Source organism: Mesorhizobium sp. LSHC420B00 (assembly GCF_000503055.1).
Lineage (GTDB): Bacteria > Pseudomonadota > Alphaproteobacteria > Rhizobiales > Rhizobiaceae > Mesorhizobium.
In genome coordinates this window covers 117235-135193 of sequence record NZ_AYVY01000022.1, presented here as the reverse complement: position 1 = coordinate 135193, position 17959 = coordinate 117235, and the positions used below count along the sequence as shown (strand labels likewise).

19 protein-coding genes and 1 pseudogene are annotated in these 17959 nt (G+C 62.7%); 7 read left to right on the top strand and 13 right to left on the bottom strand.

Annotation, left to right across the window (positions count from 1 at the left end; all coding sequences use genetic code 11):
- Window positions 1–26: 26 nt before the first annotated feature.
- Window positions 27–444: pseudogene (locus X760_RS65015) on the top strand (carboxymuconolactone decarboxylase family protein).
- A gap of 211 nt (window positions 445–655) precedes the next feature.
- On the opposite strand, the gene X760_RS65010 reads toward X760_RS65015, so the two are convergent.
- From X760_RS65010 to X760_RS64960, 11 genes are all read right to left on the bottom strand, one after another.
- Entirely contained in the window at window positions 656–1543 is an 888-nt protein-coding gene (locus X760_RS65010) for an amidohydrolase (protein WP_023721267.1), read from the bottom strand.
- Entirely contained in the window at window positions 1543–2676 is a 1134-nt protein-coding gene (locus X760_RS65005) for a VWA domain-containing protein (protein ID WP_023721266.1), read from the bottom strand. Before X760_RS65005 ends, X760_RS65010 begins: the two co-directional genes overlap by 1 nt.
- Window positions 2673–3554: a MoxR family ATPase gene (locus tag X760_RS65000; RefSeq protein WP_023721265.1), complete on the bottom strand. Its 882-nt coding sequence runs from the start codon at window positions 3552–3554 to the stop codon at window positions 2673–2675. The genes X760_RS65005 and X760_RS65000 overlap by 4 nt, the downstream gene beginning before the upstream one ends.
- Window positions 3555–3563: 9 nt before the next feature.
- Window positions 3564–4568: a molybdopterin cofactor-binding domain-containing protein gene (locus X760_RS78915; protein ID WP_023721264.1), complete on the bottom strand. Its 1005-nt coding sequence runs from the start codon at window positions 4566–4568 to the stop codon at window positions 3564–3566.
- Between the two features lies 1 nt (window position 4569).
- A complete protein-coding gene (locus X760_RS78910; RefSeq protein WP_023721263.1) occupies window positions 4570–5937 on the bottom strand; it encodes a xanthine dehydrogenase family protein molybdopterin-binding subunit in 1368 nt (455 codons plus the stop codon).
- 12 nt (window positions 5938–5949) lie between these two features.
- Complete coding sequence (locus tag X760_RS64985; protein WP_023721262.1) at window positions 5950–6432, bottom strand: (2Fe-2S)-binding protein; 483 nt, start codon at window positions 6430–6432, stop codon at window positions 5950–5952.
- A 32-nt stretch (window positions 6433–6464) separates the two neighbouring features.
- Window positions 6465–7259, bottom strand: coding sequence for an FAD binding domain-containing protein (locus tag X760_RS64980; protein WP_023721261.1), 795 nt, complete (start codon window positions 7257–7259; stop codon window positions 6465–6467).
- 21 nt (window positions 7260–7280) lie between these two features.
- On the bottom strand, window positions 7281–7733 hold the full coding sequence (locus X760_RS64975; RefSeq protein ID WP_023721260.1) for an SRPBCC family protein: 453 nt from the start codon (window positions 7731–7733) through the stop codon (window positions 7281–7283).
- A gap of 107 nt (window positions 7734–7840) precedes the next feature.
- Window positions 7841–8668, bottom strand: coding sequence for an AraC family transcriptional regulator (locus X760_RS64970; RefSeq protein WP_023721259.1), 828 nt, complete (start codon window positions 8666–8668; stop codon window positions 7841–7843).
- Window positions 8669–8937: 269 nt separating this feature from the next.
- A complete protein-coding gene (locus X760_RS64965; RefSeq protein ID WP_023721258.1) occupies window positions 8938–9936 on the bottom strand; it encodes an ABC transporter permease in 999 nt (332 codons plus the stop codon).
- Between the two features lie 33 nt (window positions 9937–9969).
- Window positions 9970–10710, bottom strand: a complete 741-nt coding sequence (locus X760_RS64960; RefSeq protein ID WP_023675804.1) for an ATP-binding cassette domain-containing protein — start codon at window positions 10708–10710, stop codon at window positions 9970–9972.
- A gap of 427 nt (window positions 10711–11137) precedes the next feature.
- Here X760_RS64960 and X760_RS64955 point away from each other — a divergent pair, with 427 nt between their 5' ends.
- Together X760_RS64955 and X760_RS64950 are read left to right on the top strand one after the other, a co-directional pair.
- The gene (locus tag X760_RS64955) at window positions 11138–12127 is read left to right on the top strand and encodes a sugar-binding protein (RefSeq protein WP_023721257.1); all 990 of its coding nucleotides are present in this window, start codon (window positions 11138–11140) and stop codon (window positions 12125–12127) included.
- Window positions 12128–12274: 147 nt separating this feature from the next.
- Window positions 12275–13054 (top strand): FadR/GntR family transcriptional regulator, encoded by a 780-nt coding sequence (locus X760_RS64950; protein ID WP_023721256.1) that lies wholly within the window; start codon window positions 12275–12277, stop codon window positions 13052–13054.
- A gap of 667 nt (window positions 13055–13721) precedes the next feature.
- Here the strand turns inward: X760_RS64950 and X760_RS64945 are convergent.
- Window positions 13722–14660 (bottom strand): NAD(P)-dependent oxidoreductase, encoded by a 939-nt coding sequence (locus X760_RS64945; protein WP_023721255.1) that lies wholly within the window; start codon window positions 14658–14660, stop codon window positions 13722–13724.
- Between the two features lie 145 nt (window positions 14661–14805).
- Here X760_RS64945 and X760_RS64940 point away from each other — a divergent pair, with 145 nt between their 5' ends.
- The 4 genes from X760_RS64940 (at window position 14806) to X760_RS64935 (ending at window position 17246) form a co-directional block, all read left to right on the top strand.
- Entirely contained in the window at window positions 14806–15702 is an 897-nt protein-coding gene (locus X760_RS64940) for an NAD(P)-dependent oxidoreductase (protein WP_023721254.1), read from the top strand.
- 296 nt (window positions 15703–15998) lie between these two features.
- Window positions 15999–16364, top strand: a complete 366-nt coding sequence (locus X760_RS76575) for a hypothetical protein (protein ID WP_156948174.1) — start codon at window positions 15999–16001, stop codon at window positions 16362–16364.
- Window positions 16351–16770, top strand: coding sequence for a helix-turn-helix transcriptional regulator (locus X760_RS0138990; protein ID WP_198030531.1), 420 nt, complete (start codon window positions 16351–16353; stop codon window positions 16768–16770). Before X760_RS76575 ends, X760_RS0138990 begins: the two co-directional genes overlap by 14 nt.
- Window positions 16767–17246 carry a hypothetical protein gene (locus X760_RS64935; protein WP_023721252.1) on the top strand — a complete coding sequence of 160 codons (480 nt, stop codon included), beginning with the start codon at window positions 16767–16769 and terminating at the stop codon, window positions 17244–17246. The genes X760_RS0138990 and X760_RS64935 overlap by 4 nt, the downstream gene beginning before the upstream one ends.
- Window positions 17247–17356: 110 nt before the next feature.
- On the opposite strand, the gene X760_RS64930 is transcribed toward X760_RS64935, so the two are convergent.
- Window positions 17357–17845, bottom strand: coding sequence for a nucleoside deaminase (locus X760_RS64930; RefSeq protein ID WP_023721251.1), 489 nt, complete (start codon window positions 17843–17845; stop codon window positions 17357–17359).
- Window positions 17846–17959: the final 114 nt, after the last annotated feature.

Genomic DNA, 17959 nt, shown 5'->3' with positions numbered 1-17959 from the left:
CGATTCAAACCGAAAGGAGCCTGCCCATGGCCACCACAAGACTTCTGACCGATGCCGAGGTCGAGGCGATTCCCGCTGTGAAGGCCGTGTTCGACGACATCCGCGCGACGCGCAAATCCGATTTCGTCAATAATTTCTGGCGCGGGCTGGCCAATGATCCGGTCTCGCTGAAGCGGGNTGAAGCGGGTGTGGGAACAGCTCAAGGCGGTGATGGTCGCGGACAGCGTCATCGACCCGCTGACCAAGGAGATGATCTACATCGCCGTCTCGACCGCCAATGGCTGCTCCTACTGCGTCCACTCGCACACGGCGGCAGCCCGCGCCAAGGGCATGACCGAAGCGCAACATGGCGAGCTGGTGTCGATCATCGGACTGGCGGGGCAGACCAACCAGATGGTCACTGCGATGCAGATCCCGGTCGATCCGCAGTTCGAGGTGCGGTGAGGCGCGGCGCCTTCCCTTCTCCCCTTGTGGGAAAAGGTGGCCGAGCGAAGCTCGCTCGGATGAGGGGTGCCGGAAGGATTGCTAGCTTGAAGACGTAAGTGCTTCAAATTGCCTGTATTTCCACCGCCGCGTTCCTTCCAACACCCCTCATCCGTCTCGGCGCTGCGCGCCGATCCACTTTCTCCACAACAAGGGGAGAAGGGAATGCGCGCTACACCGGCCGATAAACCCGCTCCGCCGTGTTCCAGAAGATATCGGCCTCGGCGGCCGCGCCGTGCTTGCCCACCGCTTCCCGGTGCGCCTTGATCAGCTCGGCGTGGCTGGTCCACAGTTTCTCGATCGGGAAGTTCGAGCCGAACATCAAATGGTCGCTGCCGAGGATGTCGATGGCATTGTCGACGATATAGCTGATCAGCGCCGGGTCGTTGCGGTGGACGAAGGTGCCGAGGCCGGACAGTTTTGCATAGAGGTTGGGGGCCGCTGACAGCGTGCGCAGGCCGGCTTTCCAGGCCTCGGTGGTCTCTGGCTCCATGTCGGTCAGCATGCCGGCGTGGGTGAAGATGAAATTGGTCTCGGGGTTCTCGCCGACAAGCGTCAGCCCGTCCTTCATCTGGGCGGGGAAAAGCTGCAGGTCGAAGGACAAGCCGTAGTCCTTCAGACGCGCCACATTGGCCCGCACCTTCGGGTCGATGACCTGATCGGCCGAGGCAGCGAAGCGGAAGGCCGGCATTTCGTGCCAGTGCAGCTGCATGCGCACGCCGCGCAGCAGGGGGTATTTGATCAGCCGGTCGATCTGGGAACGCACGTCGTCCACGGTCATGTCGGCATAGCCGACGATGGCGTGCGGCCAGCCGGTTTGTTCCGCGGTTTTCTGCAGGAAGGCGACCTCATTCTCGAAATCCTCCTTGGCCCAGTTGGTCTGGACATAGACCGCCTTCTCGACGCCCGAGCCTTGCTGGTCGGCGAGGAATTCCCCGATAGGATAGTCGCGGCGGATCGGCTCATACGGTCCGAAGATGCGCGGCACCATCGGCCCGACCAGCCAGGGCTGGTCCTTTTGGCGCCAGATGTGGAAATGCGCGTCGATCGCCTTCTGCATCACGAAACCCTCCTCCAGATTGCCGCGGCCGCCGGGGCTGGGCGGGCGAGCGACAGGATGAAATCGGTGAGGCCGGCGATCGACGAACCGTCGACCAGGTCGTCGAGCACTGGCAGGATGGCGCGAAGCGCTGCCGTCGCCGGCCGAAAGCGTGGATCGCCGGCCAACGGCGTCGCCAGCGAAAGCCGAAAGGCGCGGGCGCTCAGCCGGCGCAACGCCGTCTCCAGCTCGGCATGATCGCCGCGCTCCAGCGCATCCGACAGGATGACGATCGCCGCCCCGCGCGCAAAGGCCGAAAAACGCGGCACCGAGAGGAAGGCAAGCAGTGTCGGTCCCATGCGGGTGCCGCCGTCCCAGTCGTCGACCTGGGCAGCGGCGCGGGCCAGCGCCTGGTCGCGGTCGCGAATGCGCAGCGCCGAGGTGATACGGGTCAGTCGTGTGCCGAAAGTGAAGACCTCCGCCCGGTCGGCGCCTTGCACGGCCGCATGCGCCAGCTTGAGATAGTCTGAGGTGTAGAGTTTCATCGAGCCGGACACGTCGATCAGGATGAGTAGCTTGCGTGGCACTGTCTGCCGCCGGCGCAGCAGCGGCGAGGGGATATCGCCGTCGGCACTGACGATTTCGCGCAGCGAGCGGCGCAGGTCGAGCTTGCCGCGCGCATGCGTGCGCACCGTGCGGAAGGAGCGGCGGGCGGGCAAAGCGGTGGCGAGCTTGCGGCGGAAGGCGGCAAGCCCGTCGCTATCGCGGCTGAATTCGCGGACGCTCAACTGTTCGCTGGCCGAAGACAGTTCGCCGCCTTGCTCCTGGCGGACCACCTCGATTTCTTGTTCGCTGGTTTCGCCGTCATCTTTGATGCGGGTTTCCTCGTCGGCCTCGCCTCCGACCACTGCCGCGGTGCTGCCATAGAAATGGCTCCGAAAATGCGCCTCGAATTCGTCGCGGCGGTCGGGCGGCGGCGCCAGCGTGGCGAGCGCCGCTTCGCGGATGTCGGCCATCGAGCGCGGCCCAAGCAGCGTCACCGCTTGCATGAAGCCGGAGACCTGCTCGGGCGCCACTGAAAAGCCATAGCGGCGCAGCAGCCGGCCGAAGCCAAGGAAGGGCGTCGCCCCTTGAGGCAGAGCCGCGGGGCTCACGCCAGCGCCTCCTCGACAATCTTGCCGAACTCGGGCGCGATGCAGGAAAGGTCCTCCTCGTCCTTGATCAGCACGCCAATGGCGCGGCGAAACGCTTCCGGCCACGGACTGCCGCCTTTTTCGAGGATCGTCGCGGCGTTCGCCCATTCGACCGCTTCGGCGATGCCGGGCGGCTTCGCCAGCGGGCGGGCGCGAATGTCGCGCACTGCGGCAGCCACGGCGCGCGCCGTGGCCTCGGCGACGTCGCCGGCGCGCAGCATGATGATCTCGGCTTCGCGCCGGGCGTCGGGATAGGTGATCCAGTGGTAGACGCAGCGCCGCCGCAGCGCTTCGGCAAGCTCACGGGTGCGGTTCGAGGTCAGGATGACGATCGGCTGCGCAGTCGCGCGAATGGTGCCGCGCTCGGGAATGCTGATCTGGAAATCGGACAGGAACTCCAGCAGCAGCGCTTCGAATTCATGGTCGGAACGGTCGATTTCGTCGACCAGCAGCACGCGCTTTTCCGGCGCTTTCAGCACCTGCAGCAGCGGCCGCGCGATGAGAAAGCGGTCGTCGTAGATGTCGACCTCGTGCTCACCGGCATGGCGGATGGCGAGCAACTGGCGCTGGTAATTCCATTCGTAGAGCGCATGTGCGGCGTCGATGCCCTCGTAGCATTGCAGCCGCACCAGGTCGCGCCCGAGCACCTCGGCAATCGCCTTCGCAGCTTCCGTCTTGCCGACGCCGGGTGCGCCTTCGAGCAGCAGCGGCTTTCCCAGCCTGATCGCCAGGAAGATGGCGGTGGCCAGGCTTTCATCGGCGAGATAGCGCGAGGCGGCGAGGCGCGACGCCACCGCCTCAGGCGAGGTCGCGACTGTCTCAGCGCTTCTCTTGGGCATTTTCAGCACTCAGTTCGGGGCTTGCGCCTTCAGCGCCCGCAGGATGCGCTCCGGCGTGATCGGCAGCGTATCGATGCGCACACCGACAGCGTCGAAGACGGCATTGGCGACCGCCGGGATCTGCGGGTTGGCGCACATTTCGCCCGGCCCCTTGGCGCCATACGGCCCGTCCGCCGAGGGCCGTTCCAGCACGATGATCTCGGTTTGCGCGAGATCGCCAGGACCCGGCATCAGATATTGGTTGAAGTCGGTGCCGCCATGGTCGCGGTTGGGATAATAGGGCTCGGTCGTTTCGTAGAGCGCATGGCTGATGCCCATCCACGAGCCGCCAACGAGTTGCTGCTCGACCATTTTCGGGTTCAGCGCGCGGCCGATCTCAAACACGTTCTTCACCGTCAGCACGGTGACCTCGCCGGTCTCGTCGTCGACCTCGACCTCCGCCACCGTGCAGGCATGGGCGTAGCAGGTAGAGGGCTTCATCGCTCCGGTCTCTTTCTCCGGATAGGAGCGGGGGATCAAAAACATGCCGCGGCCGGAAATCGAACGGCCGCGCTTGAAATGCGCCGACAGCGCGACATCGAAGATCGAGATCGATCTTTGCGGCGCGCCCTTGACCAGGATGTTGCCCTCGCCATCGGTCTCGAGGTCCGAGGCGTTTACCTCAAGTTCCTCGGCCGCCACTTCCAGCATCACCTGGCGGGCTTCCCTGGCGGCCTGGATGACCGCATTGCCGGCCCGATGCGTGCCGCGCGAGGCGAAGGTGCCCATGCAGTGCGGGCCGGTGTCGGTGTCGGCGGTGTCGACGACGACGCGGTCGGTCGGTACGCCGATCGTCTCGGCGCAGATCTGTGCCATGATCTGCTTCATGCCCTGGCCCAGGTCGACGCTGGAGAGCGTGACCATGAAATTGCCGGTCGGCGTCGAATGCACCAGCGCCTGCGTCGGGTCGCCGCCGAGATTCATGCCGGTCGGATAATTGATCGCGGCGACGCCGCGTCCGCGCCTGATCGCCATCTCAAGCTCCCTTCGCGTAAGACGACATCGTCATGAACTTCTCCGCCACTGGCCAGTTGGCGGCGCGCGAGGCTTCCTGCATGCACTCGATCAGCGCCGCCCCCTCCGTCGGCTGCCGGTGTGCCTTCATGTCGCCGTCGCGGTAGGCGTTGATGAAGCGGAATTCGAGAGGGTCCATGCCGATCAGCCGGGCGAGCTTGTCCATCTGCACCTCCAGCGCGAAGTCGCCGATGGTGACGCCGAAACCGCGCATCGCCGAGGACGGGGTACGGTTGGTGTAGACGCAGTAGGTGTCGATCCAGACATTCGGGATCGTATACGGGCCAGGATAATGCCCGGCGCCCTTCTGCGCGCCGTAGGGCGAATGGCGCGAATAGGCGCCGGCATCGGTGTAGCCGGTCACTTTCCGCGCCACGATGCGGCCGTCGTTCATGACGCCGTCCTTGATGACGACCTTCTCGGCGGCGCGCGGCGAGGAAATCTGCATCTCCTCCTCGCGGCTATAGACAAAACAAACCGGTCGTCCGGTTAGTTTGGCGCCGAGGATGGCGATCGGCTCGACGATGACGTCGACCTTGCCGCCAAAACCGCCGCCGACGGTGCCGCCGACGAAATGCAGCTTGTTGCCGGGCATCTGCAGGATGATCGAGGCGTTGTCGAGCGTGAAGAACATCGCCTGCGTGTTGGTGTAGCAGGTGAAGCGGTCGTTGCCCTCCGGTGCGACGATGCAGCCGGTCGTCTCGGTCGGCGCATGCTCGATCGGCGAGGACTGATAGGTCTGTTCGAGCACGTGGTCGGCTGTGGCAAAGCCTGCCTCGACATCGCCAAAGCGCACCTTGCGGCATTCGCCGCTGTCGTAGAGGTAATAGTTCCGGCCGTGATACTCGTTGACGATCGGCGCGTCGGGCTTCAGCGCTTCCTCCATGTCGAAGACGGCCGGCAGCACCTCGTAGTCGACCTTGACCTTGGCGGCGGCTTCCTGCGCGGCGCGCTCGGTCTCGGCCAGCACCGCCACCACCGCCTCGCCCTTCCAGCGCACCTTGCCGTCAGCCAGCACCGTCTCGTCCTCCGGCCCGATCTGGATCAGGATCAGGATGGTGTAGACATTGTGCGGCACATCCTTGGCGGTCAGCACCTTGACGACACCCGGATGCTTTTCCGCCTCGGACGTATCGATGCTGCGTATGCGGGCGTGATGGTGCGGGCTGCGCACCATCTTCAGGTGCAGCATGCCGGGAAAATTGCGGTCGGCGAAATAGGTGGTCTTGCCAGTGACATGGCCGGGTGAATCCGAACGCGGCCGCGGCTGGCCGATCTCGTGCAGATCGTCCTTGCGCTGGTCGGCGAAATAGCTCTTGCGGAGTTCCATTTCTTAACTCCCTCAAACCGCGTTCTGCGAATTGGAGCGCGCCGCGGTCAGCACCGCCTGGATGATCGGCTCGTAACCGGTGCAGCGGCAGATATTGCCCGACAGCGCCTCGACCACGTCCTCGCGGCTGGGGTTCGGCGTGTGATCGAGCAGTACCTTGGCTGCCATGATCATGCCCGGCGTGCAGAAACCGCATTGCGTGGCGAAAGCATCGAGGAAAGCGCGTTGCAGCGAATGCAGCACGCCGCCTTCCGAAAGCCCCGACGTCGTGGTGACGGCCGCACCGTTGCAGGTCTCGGCCAACGTCAGGCAGGACAGCCTGAGCTCGCCATCGATGATGACCGTGCAGGCGCCGCAAGTGCCTTGATGGCAGCCGCCTTTTGGCGAGGTGTCGCCGATCTTGTCGCGCAGCGCGTGAAGCAGCGTCGTGCCGCTGTCGATGAACTCGGCCTTTTCGGCACCATTGAGCGTGAACTGAACCGGGACCTTCGCCATCTTTGTTACTCCTTGCGCCGCAGCCAGGGCGTTCAGGCGAGCAGCAGCCGGCCGAGATGGACCGGCAGGACTTCGTTGCGATACCAGGCACTGGCGATCGGATCGGTTGGCGGCGAAGTGCCGTCGTGGGCAACGGCCAGTGCCGGTGCGATGCCGTCTGCGGTGAGTTTGCGGCCAATCAAGGCTTTCTCCGCCGCCCTGGCACGGATCGGCCGGTCGGCCATGCAGCCGAGCGCGATCCGCGCTGACGTGACAGTGCCGTCCTGTGCCTGTTCCAGCACGGTGGCGATGCTCAGCACCGCGACGCCCTTTGGCTTGACCCGCGACTGTTTCAGGAAGCGAAAACCGCCTTCCTTCGGAAGCGTGAAGCCGACCGCAGTGACGATGGCGTGATTGCTCTCGCGCTTTGCCAGAAAGGTTTCGATCGGCAGCTCGCCGTAGTCGGTGGTGACGGTTGCGTCCAACGCCAGCAGTGCAACGGTGAAATCGCCGTAAGGCGTTGGCGCGAAGAGATTGCCGCCGACCGTAGCCATGTTGCGGATCGCCGGTCCGCCGACGGCGCGCGCGGCGTGGGCCAGTGGAGCGAGATCCGGGTGACGGGCGATCGCCGCCATGGTCACCGAAGCGCCGATGCGGACCTCGCCGCCGGAAATGCGGATGATCGACAGCGCCGGTTCGGTCGACCGGATGAAACCGGAAATCGACACGTCGCCTTCGTTGGCGGCGCGCACGACCAGTGTGCCGCCACCGAGATAGCGGGTGCCGGCGGCCTTCAGCGCCGCGCCAGCGTCCTCCACCGTCGGGAAAGTCTGCAGTGCAAGCGCCATGGAACGCTCCTGTTTGTCAGCTCAATTCAGTTCAACCTTGCCGGCGAAATGGGCCTTCAGGGCGTTGAAGCCGCCCTGGAAGACGTTGGCGCCCATGCCTTCGGCCAGCTTGTCGGCTTCTTCGGGAGGGGCGTCGAAGCTGGCGGTCCATTCGGCATAGGTGCGGTCGCCGTCGGTCACCCGCCGCAACTGCAGCGTCGCCTTGTGGTTGGTAAGCGGTTGCGGCGTCTCCAGGATGGAGTAGCTGACGAGGAAATTCTCGTCGGAGAAATCGAGCAGCTTTTCGCGGAGGCGGGCGCCGCTGGCGAGCTGGAAATTGCGCACGCAGCCGATCGTGCCGGCGTCCTTGCCGTCCTCGATGTGGCTTTCGACCATGCGCGGATGCCAATTCGGCAGACCGTTGAAGTCGCGTATGCGCGCCCAGACCTTTTCGACCGGCGCATCGATGACGCTGGAGATGGTGACTTTCGCCATAGGATCGTTCCCTTGCAAATCAGCTGCTTGGGAGGGTAGGGCGGCGGGCTACGCGGCGCTTATCAATGCGTCTTGAATGCCTATCAATTAGTCTGAAAAACGGGCGCTCAGCTGATCGCCCGCGCCGCCTCGCGGTAAAGCGTCGGCGGGACGCCGACATGGTCGCGGAAGAAGCGCGAGAAATTGCCCTGGGTGGTGAAGCCGAGATTGCAGGCGACCGAGATCAGCGGCTCCTGCGACCACTGCAATTGCCGCACCGCTTCCTCCATGCGCAGCGTGTTCCAATAGACGTTGGGCGTCAGATTGGTCTGTTCCTTGAACAGGGCGAAGAAATGCGGCCGCGACAGGCCGACGCTGCGCGCCACGTCGTCGAAGCAGATGCGCTCGCAGACATTGGCTTTCATCAGCTGGATCGCCTTGCGGACGCGAAAATCCTGCATGGTGTTGACGCGGGCGCGCACCGTCTGCGGTGCGCAGGCGTCGGCGGCATCGAGCACGCTGTCGATGAAGCGCTCGATCTCGTAATTGGCGATGTCGTCGATGCTCTCATTGTCGCTGAGATGGTCGAGAAGGTTGGCCGCTGCCTTGTGCAGCCAAGGCTCGAGCGTGATTGCCGGGGCGGAGAACAGCGGCGCCGAGGAAGGCAGCTCGCGGCGCCTTCGAGCCCAGTCCGGATCAATGTAAAAGGCGAGGAACAGGCCGGGCGTGCCGTCGCGGGACAGAGCGTGGCTGTGCGGCTGGAAGGAATTGATGCCGGCGGCGGTGCCCGGTCCAAGCCGCACCGTCTCGCGGCCGATGGTCATCTCGCCGGCCGTGCCTTCCAGCCAGATGATGATATGCGCCTCGACATGGGCATGGGTGACGAAGTCGCTGGCGACGTTCAGGACAGAAACATGTCCGAACCGGCCCCAGTAGAGCCTGATCGCTTCCGTCATGGGTCTATCCTCCCGCAGGCGACTGGCCTCCCTTCGCCTGCTGCGAGCGATTGTGCGGCTCAGTTCGGGCTTGCGTCAAGACGGATGTGCACGCCCGGGCGCCGGCCATGCGCCGCAGCGGCGGATTTTCAGACTCGGCGATAGGAAGAAGGCGAGCGTTTCCAGGCCGGTATGGCAAGACCGGTGCGGTCGACGGCAACCGGCACTCCCTTCGAGGCTGAGCAAGGACTTTTGCCAGCGAAGCAACTTTGCCCCGCCGGCGGAAAAGTTCAGTCGTTGCGCCTGAAATTGCGGATGCGGTCGAACAGCACGGCGAGCAGGATGGCGCCGCCGATGAACACGCCTTGCCAGAAGGCATTGATGCCGAGCAGGCCGAGGCTGTTGCGGATGACCTCGATCAGCGCCGCGCCAACGACTGCGCCGAAGGCTGTGCCCATGCCGCCGGCCAGGTTGGCGCCACCGATGACGGTGGCGGCGATCACCTGAAGCTCCATGCCGTTGCCGAGATTTGTGGTGACCGCGCCCAGCCAGCCGGTCTGGATGATGCCGGCAAGGCCCGCCGCCAATGCCGAGATCATGTAGACGACAACCTTGATCTGGCGCACCGGAACGCCGGTCAGCGTCGCCGCATGCTCGTTGCCGCCGATGGCGAAGATGTGCCGGCCGAATTTCGTCCAGCGCAGCACGAAGCCGGTAATCATCGCTAGCACGATCATGTAGAGCACCGGATTGGCGATGCCGAACACCCAGGCGCCGCCGCCAAGCGCCAGCAGCTTGTCGTGGTCCGGCCCGAACTGGAAGACGACGGTGTTGTTGGAGGCGACCATGGCAAGGCTACGTGCGATCGAGAGCATGCCAAGCGTCACCACGAAGGGCGGAAAGCCGAGATAGGCGATCAGAACCCCGTTGAAGGCGCCGATGATCAGCGCCGTCGCGATCGCTGCGGCAATGCCGGTCTCGATGCCGTAGCCGGCATGCATGGTCACGGCCAGCACCATCGAGCACAGGCAAAGCACCGAGCCGACCGACAGGTCGATACCGCCGGTGATGATGACGAAGGTCATGCCGAGCGCCACGATGGCGACGAAGGTGATGTTGCGGGTGATGTTGTAGAGGTTCTTGGTCGTGGCGAAGGAATCCGTGGCCACGGACAGGAACAGGCAGGCGAGGATGACCGCGATCACCACCCAGAAGGTCTGGCTGGCAAACACCTTGCTCAGCAAGGTGTGCTGCTTGTGCGCGATCGTCTGATCAAGGGTGACTGCCATTATCGACCTTTTTTACTCTGGTTGAGGCGTCAATCATACCTGTTCGATGGCGCCGGTGATGAGTCCGGTGACTTCTTCCGGCGAACTCGATGCGATCGTCTTGTCGGCGACCTTGCGGCCGCGCCGCATGACGATGACGCGGTCGGCGACGTCAAAGACGTCAGGCATGCGGTGGCTGATCAGCACGACGGCGATGCCCTGGTCGCGCAAATGGCGGATCAGGTTCAGCACCTCGGCGACCTGGCGCACCGAGATCGCTGCCGTCGGCTCGTCCATCAGCACGATCTTGGCCTGCGAAAGCATGGTACGGGCGATCGCCACCGCTTGCCGCTGGCCGCCCGACATTTGTTTGACCAGGTCGCGCGGGCGCGTTTCGGATTTCAGCTCGGCGAAGATCTGGCCGGCACGTTTGTACATGGCGGCATAGTCGAGGATGCGAAGCGGCCCGAGGCCGCGGCGCAATTCACGGCCGAGATAGACGTTGGCGGCGGCCGTCAGATTGTTGCACAGTGCCAGGTCCTGATGGACGATTTCGATGCCGTGCTGGCGCGCCTCGACCGGCTTGTGCAGGATCAGCTCCTTGCCGTCCATCTGCATCGTGCCATGGCTCGGTGGGAAATTGCCGGCGATCATCTTGACCAGCGTCGACTTGCCGGCGCCGTTGTCGCCCATCAGGCCGACAACCTGTCCGGCCTCGATCGACAACGAAACGTCGTTGACCGCCTGGATGGCGCCAAAATGCTTCGAGATGTTGGTGAGTTCGAGAACCGCCACCAGCCTTCTTGCCTCCCCGTGCTTTGCGGCCTGCGGTTCTGCCGCGGCCTTTCGCTCTCCCCAGTTCCTCCCGGAAGCAGCGATTTTGCCCATTTACGCATAAGCCACCTTGGCGTCAACCACGGCTTCTTTCGAAAAATCAGTTTTGTAGGACAAATAGCATTGACGTCGGTGACAAGGCGATATTAGCTAAGTGTCGGAGGAGCTTGCGCCGATCCCCCGGGTTGCCGGAAGGAATCGGTGAAGGTTTGTCGGTCAGGGATTTGGTAACCAGCAGTATCTGTCGGTGCCGGTCTGAGACTGAATATGAAAATGCTTATCGACCTGGCTTGGCGACACGAGTGCGACGTCCTCTGTCATCTTGCTCCGGGTCGATCTGTGTGTGGCGGGCACGTGGTGTCCGTTTGTTTCAAAAGGGAGGACTGACATGAGGAAATCACTATTGCTCGCTGCCGCCGCCGTCATGGCGTTGGGTGCCGGGCCGGCTATGGCCAAGAAACAGCTCGTCATCGTCGTGAAGGGTCTCGACAATCCATTCTTCGAGGCCATCCACCAGGGTTGCGAGAAATGGAACAAGGAAAACGCCAGCTCGGAATATGAGTGCTTCTACACCGGACCGGCATCGACCTCGGACGAAGCCGGTGAAGCCCAGATCGTCCAGGACATGCTGAGCAAGCCCGACACTGTGGCGATGGCGATTTCGCCATCGAACGCGCCGCTGATCGCGCAGACGATCAAAAGCGCCAATCCGTCGATCCCGATCATGACCCTCGACGCCGACCTCAGCAAGGAAGATGCGGCGCTGCGCAAGACCTACCTCGGCACCGACAACTACCTGATGGGTCACAAGATCGGCGAATACATCAAGAAGGCCAAGCCGAATGGCGGCAAGATCTGCACCATCGAAGGCAATCCGGCGGCCGACAACATCCTGCGCCGCGCGCAGGGCATGCGTGACGCGCTTTCGGGCAAGGACGGCCTCGCCGCGCTGGCAGGCGAAGGCGGCTGGACGGAAGTTGCCGGCTGCCCGGTGTTCACCAATGACGACGGCGCCAAGGGCGTGCAGGCGATGACCGACATCCTCGCTGCCAATCCCGATCTCGACGCCTTCGGCATCATGGGCGGCTGGCCGCTGTTCGGCGCTCCGCAGCCCTACCGCGACCTGTTCAAGCCGATGGCCGACAAGATCGCCAGCAACGCCTTCGTCATCGGCGCCGCCGACACGATCGGCGACGAGGTGGCGATTGCCCGTGACGGGCTGGTGACCGCGCTGGTTGGCCAGCGGCCGTTCGAGATGGGCTACAAGGCGCCCTCGGTGATGATCGACCTGGTCGAAGGCAAGCCGGTCGCCGATCCGGTGTTCACCGGCCTCGACGAATGCACCAAGGACACGGTCGACACCTGCATCCAGAAGTAGGTTCGCAGTTTCGGGGCGCCCTTCGACGGGCGCCCCGTCACAGACCGTCCATACAAACGCACGAGGCGACGCTGCTTTGGAGCGTAGGCCGCTGCTTTGTCGTGTCCTGAGTTCAGGCTTTCGACAAGCGGCTGCCGGGGAATACGAATGCCGGACGCGACATCAAAAAAGCGACCCGCCAAGTTGAAGGCAGAGGCTGAGCGGCCGGCCGGCGTTCGGCGTGCCGACGCCGCACACTTTCCCGGATCGAGCGTGCATGCCTCGCTCGCCAACGAAATCGGGCTGAGGATCGTGCGCGGCGATTATCCGCCGGGAACCATCCTGCCCAACGAAGCCAAATGGTCGGAGACCTTCGACGTCAGCCGCTCGGCGGTGCGCGAAGCCATAAAAATGCTCATGGCCAAGAGCCTGCTTGCGTCACGTCCCAAAATCGGCAGCTGGGTCGAGCCGAAGGAGCGCTGGAACCTGCTCGATCGCGACGTGCTGGCCTGGTACGCGACCTCGCCGGACCGCGAGGTGTTCCTCCGGACGGTGCAGGAATTCCGCCACATCATCGAGCCGGAGGCCAGCGCTTTTGCCGCGATGCGGCGCACCGACGAGCAGATGGCCGAGATCAGCCAGGCCTGTCGCGAGATGGGCGAGGCGACCAACCTGCAGGAGCGCACCCGCGCCGACACGCGGTTCCACCTCGCCATCCTGCGCGCCTCGGGCAATGATCTGCTGGTGCCGCTCGGCGTGCTGATCGAATCGGCGCTCGATCACCTCTTTGTTTTCGTCACACGCGAAACCAGCGACCAGCGTCGGGCGCAGGCACTGCACGAGGCGATCGAGAAGAACATCCGCCTGCAGCGGCCCGCCGCAGCCCGTGCCGCGGTGCACAGGCTTCTCGCCAACACCGACGATGTTATCGGGCGGTCGCGGCGGTGATGGTTGCACCAGGGCTGGCATTGCTCCGAACGATTGTAAAACTCGGCATTCCTTCGCGCCCCTCTCTGTCCTGCCGGACATCTCCCTCACGAGGGGGGAGATTGGATGCCACTTCGGCTTTCGCTAATCATCAACGTTAGGCAATGAGGGCGGCGACCTCGGATGGGCCAGGGATTCGGACTTTTTTACCGCCGCAGCGTATTTTGTTCTTGCTTTGTGCCGGCAGCTATGCTACTAATCTGGTTATGGTGCTGATTGGCGCCGGCGACCCGCCTACCGAGGCGGGTTTTTTGTTTCTGGCTTTGAAATTGCAGTGTTGCCGATCTGAGGTCTGAGGGACAGCACCCCCCTCTGCCCTGCCGGGCATCTCCCCCAACAAGGCAGGGCAAATCGCGTAAGGAGTCCCCCTCATCCGGCCGCTTCGCGGCCACCTTCTCCCCGCTGGGGAGAAGAGGCTGACGCCGGCGCTGGCGATCTCCTCTCCCCTCGGGGAGAGGTTGGATTGCCCCGAATTGCCCTTCGCAATTCGGTTGGCAATCCGGGTGAGGGGGCTCTTGCCTACATGCGATTGCACTGCCTCAAGGGGGAAGATTGGCAGGTTCGCCAGTGGCGCTGACGCCTCGGAATGTTGCGGCAAGCTTGCGTGGCCAAAAGCTGATCGGCCGGCTCAGATCGTCTGCTTCTTGCCATCCCTGGTCGGCATCAGGTCGACGCCGTTGACCTTGCCGATATGCGTGGCCAGCATCGGCACATATTGGTCGGCGGGGCCGGCCGCGAAGGCGCCGGCGAAGGCGTTTTTGGTGGCGTTGCCGAGTGGGTTGGCGATGCCGGCAGCACCCGCCATCGATTCGAGATAGGTGAGATCCTTGAAGGCGTTGGCGATGCTGAATTTGTGCGCGTCGCGGTCGCCTTCCAGCGTCCAGCGCATGAAGGTCTGGTAGAAGCCGCAATCCATGCGGCCGTTGCGGATGACGCTGTCGAAGCGCGGCGGCGAGATGCCGACCTTCTGCGCCAGCGCCAGCGCCTCGGAATAGATCGCAGCGTAGCCGAGCGAAATGAAGTTGTTGAGCAGCTTCATGCGATGGCCGTCACCGGTGTCGCCGATATGGACGATGCGCCCGGCCCAGGTGTCGAGCACCGGCTTCAGCCGGGCAAAGACCGCGTCGGGCGCGCCGACCATGGCATCGAGCGTGCCTTCCCAGGCCTCCTTCGGCGTGCGGCTGAGCGGGGCATCGACATAATCGACGCCGAGCGCCTTGAGTTCGGCGGCCAGCGCCACCGTCGAGACAGGATCCGAGGTCGAGCAGTCGACGACAACCGATCCCTGCTTCAGGCCTTCCTTGAGGCCGCCTGGGCCGCGGATGATGGCTTCGACCTCGCGCGAGCCGGTGACGCAGATGAAGACGATATCGGATGCCGCGGCGACGTCGCGCGAGGTCGCCGCTTCCTTGGCGCCGCGGCCGAGCAGGTCTTCCGCCGGTGCGCGGTTCTTGCGGCCGAGAAACGTCAACGGATAGCCCTTGTCGACGATGTTCTTCGCTATGCCGTGCCCCATCAGGCCCAGCCCGATGAAGCCGATCTTTTCGCTCGCGGCGGTCGTGTTCATGTCGTTTCGTCCTATTTGCAGTGATGGATGACGGCGCTGCACCTTGCCGGCGAATTGTTGAAGCGGGTTTTTGCCGCATGCCGTGGCAGGCGATTGCAGAGTTCGATATTGTCTGACAATACACGTGAATTCCAGGGAGAGCAAAATGACGAAGCGGATCATGTTCACCGGCGGCAGCGGCAAGGCCGGGCGCCACGTCGTGCAGTATCTGGTCGAGCAGGGCTGCCAGGTGCTCAACATCGACACCAAGCCGCTCGACAATCCCAAGGTGCGCACGCTGATCACCGACATCACCGACAGCGGGCAGGTGTTCAACGCGCTGTCGAGCTATATCGGCCTGCATGAATTCGATCCGTCGCTGCGTTCGCAGCCGGTCGATGCCGTGGTGCATTTCGCGGCGATCCCGCGCATCATGATCACGCCCGACAACGAGGTGTTCCGCATCAACGCGCTCGGCACCTACAATGTCATCGAGGCCGCAGTGAAGCTCGGTATCCGCAAGGTGGTGATCGCCTCCAGCGAGACGACCTACGGCCTGGTCTTCGCCAACGAACCGCGCGATCCGACGCATTTTCCGCTCGACGAGGAGTACGACGTCGATCCGATGGACAGCTACGCGCTGTCCAAGGTCGTCAACGAGAAGACCGCGCGGGCGTTTGCACAACGCGATGGCTTCGACATCTATGCCTTGCGCATCGGCAACGTCATCGAGCCGCATGAATATTCGCTGTTTCCGAAATGGTTCGCCGATCCGGGTTTCCGCAAGCGCATTGCCTGGAGCTATATCGACGCGCGCGACCTCGGCCAGATCACGCTGCGCGCCATCGAAAAGGACGGGCTCGGCTATCAGGTGTTCAACGCCGCCAATGACGACACCTCGTCCGACCTGCCGACAGCCGAACTTTTGAAGCGGTTTTACCCCGATGTGCCGGTCAAGGGCGAACTTGGCGAATACGAGACGCTGCTCTCCAACCGCAAGGCACGCGACATGCTCGGCTTCCGGCCGGAACACAGCTGGCGGAAATATGTCAAGACGACCTGACGGGCGTACGTGATACGGAGCCGGCACTGGGCCAGCCCCGACGCGCAACGTTGCTATCTGCTGGCTGGTAATAACACGTTTCCCCCTTCGAGAGGAACGGTGCGGCCTGCGGGGGAATTGTTGACTTTAAACGCAACTAACTCTATTCTGTATCAGCGGTCGAAACCGGTCGGCTCGTCGCGCGGCCTGCACTTAACCAAAAGGTGGAGGCCAAGCGGTTTCTGTATGTAACGCCAAATGTTTATAGAGGATTGGCTGGGAAGGATCCCGACTTAAGCCATTTGCCGATGGCGAAAATGGAAGAACTGATAGCAATTTTTTGTTTCGGTTGGTTCGTGACGGCAAGCCTCAAAGGAGACCCAGACGAGCGGGGGCCAGACATCGAACGATTGCATTCTGTTGACGAGGTCTGGGTAATTTGTGCGCGAAAGCCTAGGCATGTCCAAGTGCGTCTGTTCGGTAGGTTTCTCGACGCCGGGGTATTCATAGGTTTAGGACTGCATTGCCGACATTGGCTAGGGATCAAAAAGAACTATAGCGAAACCGTCGCTGGAATCCCCGATCTTTGGGGCAACACCATGGGTAATGCGCAACCTTTTCGTGCAGCAACGGCGTTAGAGTACGTGAAGGGAATATGTCGAGATGTGGATGAAAAAATCTAATAAGGTTTCCGACCAAGCGTTCGTTGAAGAGTTCGAACGCGGGATACTTCGTTCGGCTTTTGTGAGCGCCTTTTGGGCGGTCATTCAAGCCAGGAAAGCGGAAACGGGGCTCACCCTAAGTCAGCTTGCCGATCGCCTCGGAATTAACAAGTCTGCGGTCTCTCGCTGGTTTTCAGGAACAAAGCCGAACTGGGAAATAGACACTATCGCGGACCTCGCGACTGCCCTTGAGGTAGACGTAGAGGTTGTGGTCGTAGACAGAAAAATGAACCGTCGGTTTGGGCCTGCGGGCGAGATACAGCCGCTTACGCTCGGAGCGGGGACCACACTAAGTTCCGGGCAGCATTCCATCCTGCCGGGAACCGATGCCGTGAGTGCGGTGTCAATACGCCTTGAGGCAGCATGATTTTGAACCCCCATGCTAGCGTCGTGTTTTGCGATGACCTTCGACAGGAGGCCAACGGGAAGCAACTGCACATAGGGGTCTATAATGATGCCGTTTTATTCGACGGACCTTTGCCGTGGGCATTGCCCACGGGGCTGTGGTGTCTGATTAAGTATCTTGAACCGTATCCAGAAACTTTGCCTACCCTCGCGATAAAAGTTCGTCTTGAATCCAAGGCCGGTGGGGTAGTTGATTTGATAGAAGCTCCAGTGCCGAAGACCGACATCATCCCCCAGAAAGGACCCCTCGAATTTGAGAAGGATACAGTCAAATTATTGGCCCTTAGCATGAACATTCAACTGTCAACCTTGGTCTTCCAAGAGCCTGCAAAACTCGTGGTCGTAGTCGTTCGGGACGGGGAGGAAATCTCAGCTGGCCGATTGCGCATCTCGCAGTTGAGTAGGGATGGAGCCGGCAACCCCATCCCCGCTGTTTAGGCCCAAACGGGTCAAGGTTCTCCGATACTTCACTTGTTGAAGGGGCAATACCCTTGATCAATAAGTTCTGAGCCTAGCCCTCACTCGTTTCCTGCCGTGCGGCAATTAAGCTACTTGTCTTTCCAGAATTCGGCCTGGAGTTGCGCCGCCTCATCGGCAAGCAGCGGACCAACGACTTCAGTCGGACGCTGCCCAGCTTCGAAGACGATCCTGCAGGGCAGGTCGAGTGTAGGATTCTCGACATGTGCACCCGTCGATGCCTTGAGGTCATGTTCGCTCTGGCCAAAGACGACCCGTCCGATGCCCGCCCAATAGATTGTGCCGGAGCACATCGCGCAAGGTTCGGCCGAAGTGTAGAGTGTGCAGGAGGCCAGCTTTTCGAGACTGAAATTCATCCCCGCCCATGAGGCCAGCAGCCTTTCGGCATGAGCGGTGCGGTCGCCCCCGCCGGCTTTGTAAGCGTTGGGCTGCTCGCGCAAAACATTGCCGTCCTTGTCAGCGAGGAGCGAACCAAAGGGATGTTCGCCGGCATCGCGGGCCTTGCGCGCGACTTCGAACGCCTGACGGAGCAGGCGCTCATCATAGGGGCGTTGTGGCATCGGCGGATCCTCCGGCTATGCCGCTGGACCATAGTGCCGAACAATCCGCCGACACAAGTTGGCGGCCTAAAACGCGTCGCGTTCGACCGGCCTCATGCTACGCGCTTCAGGTTC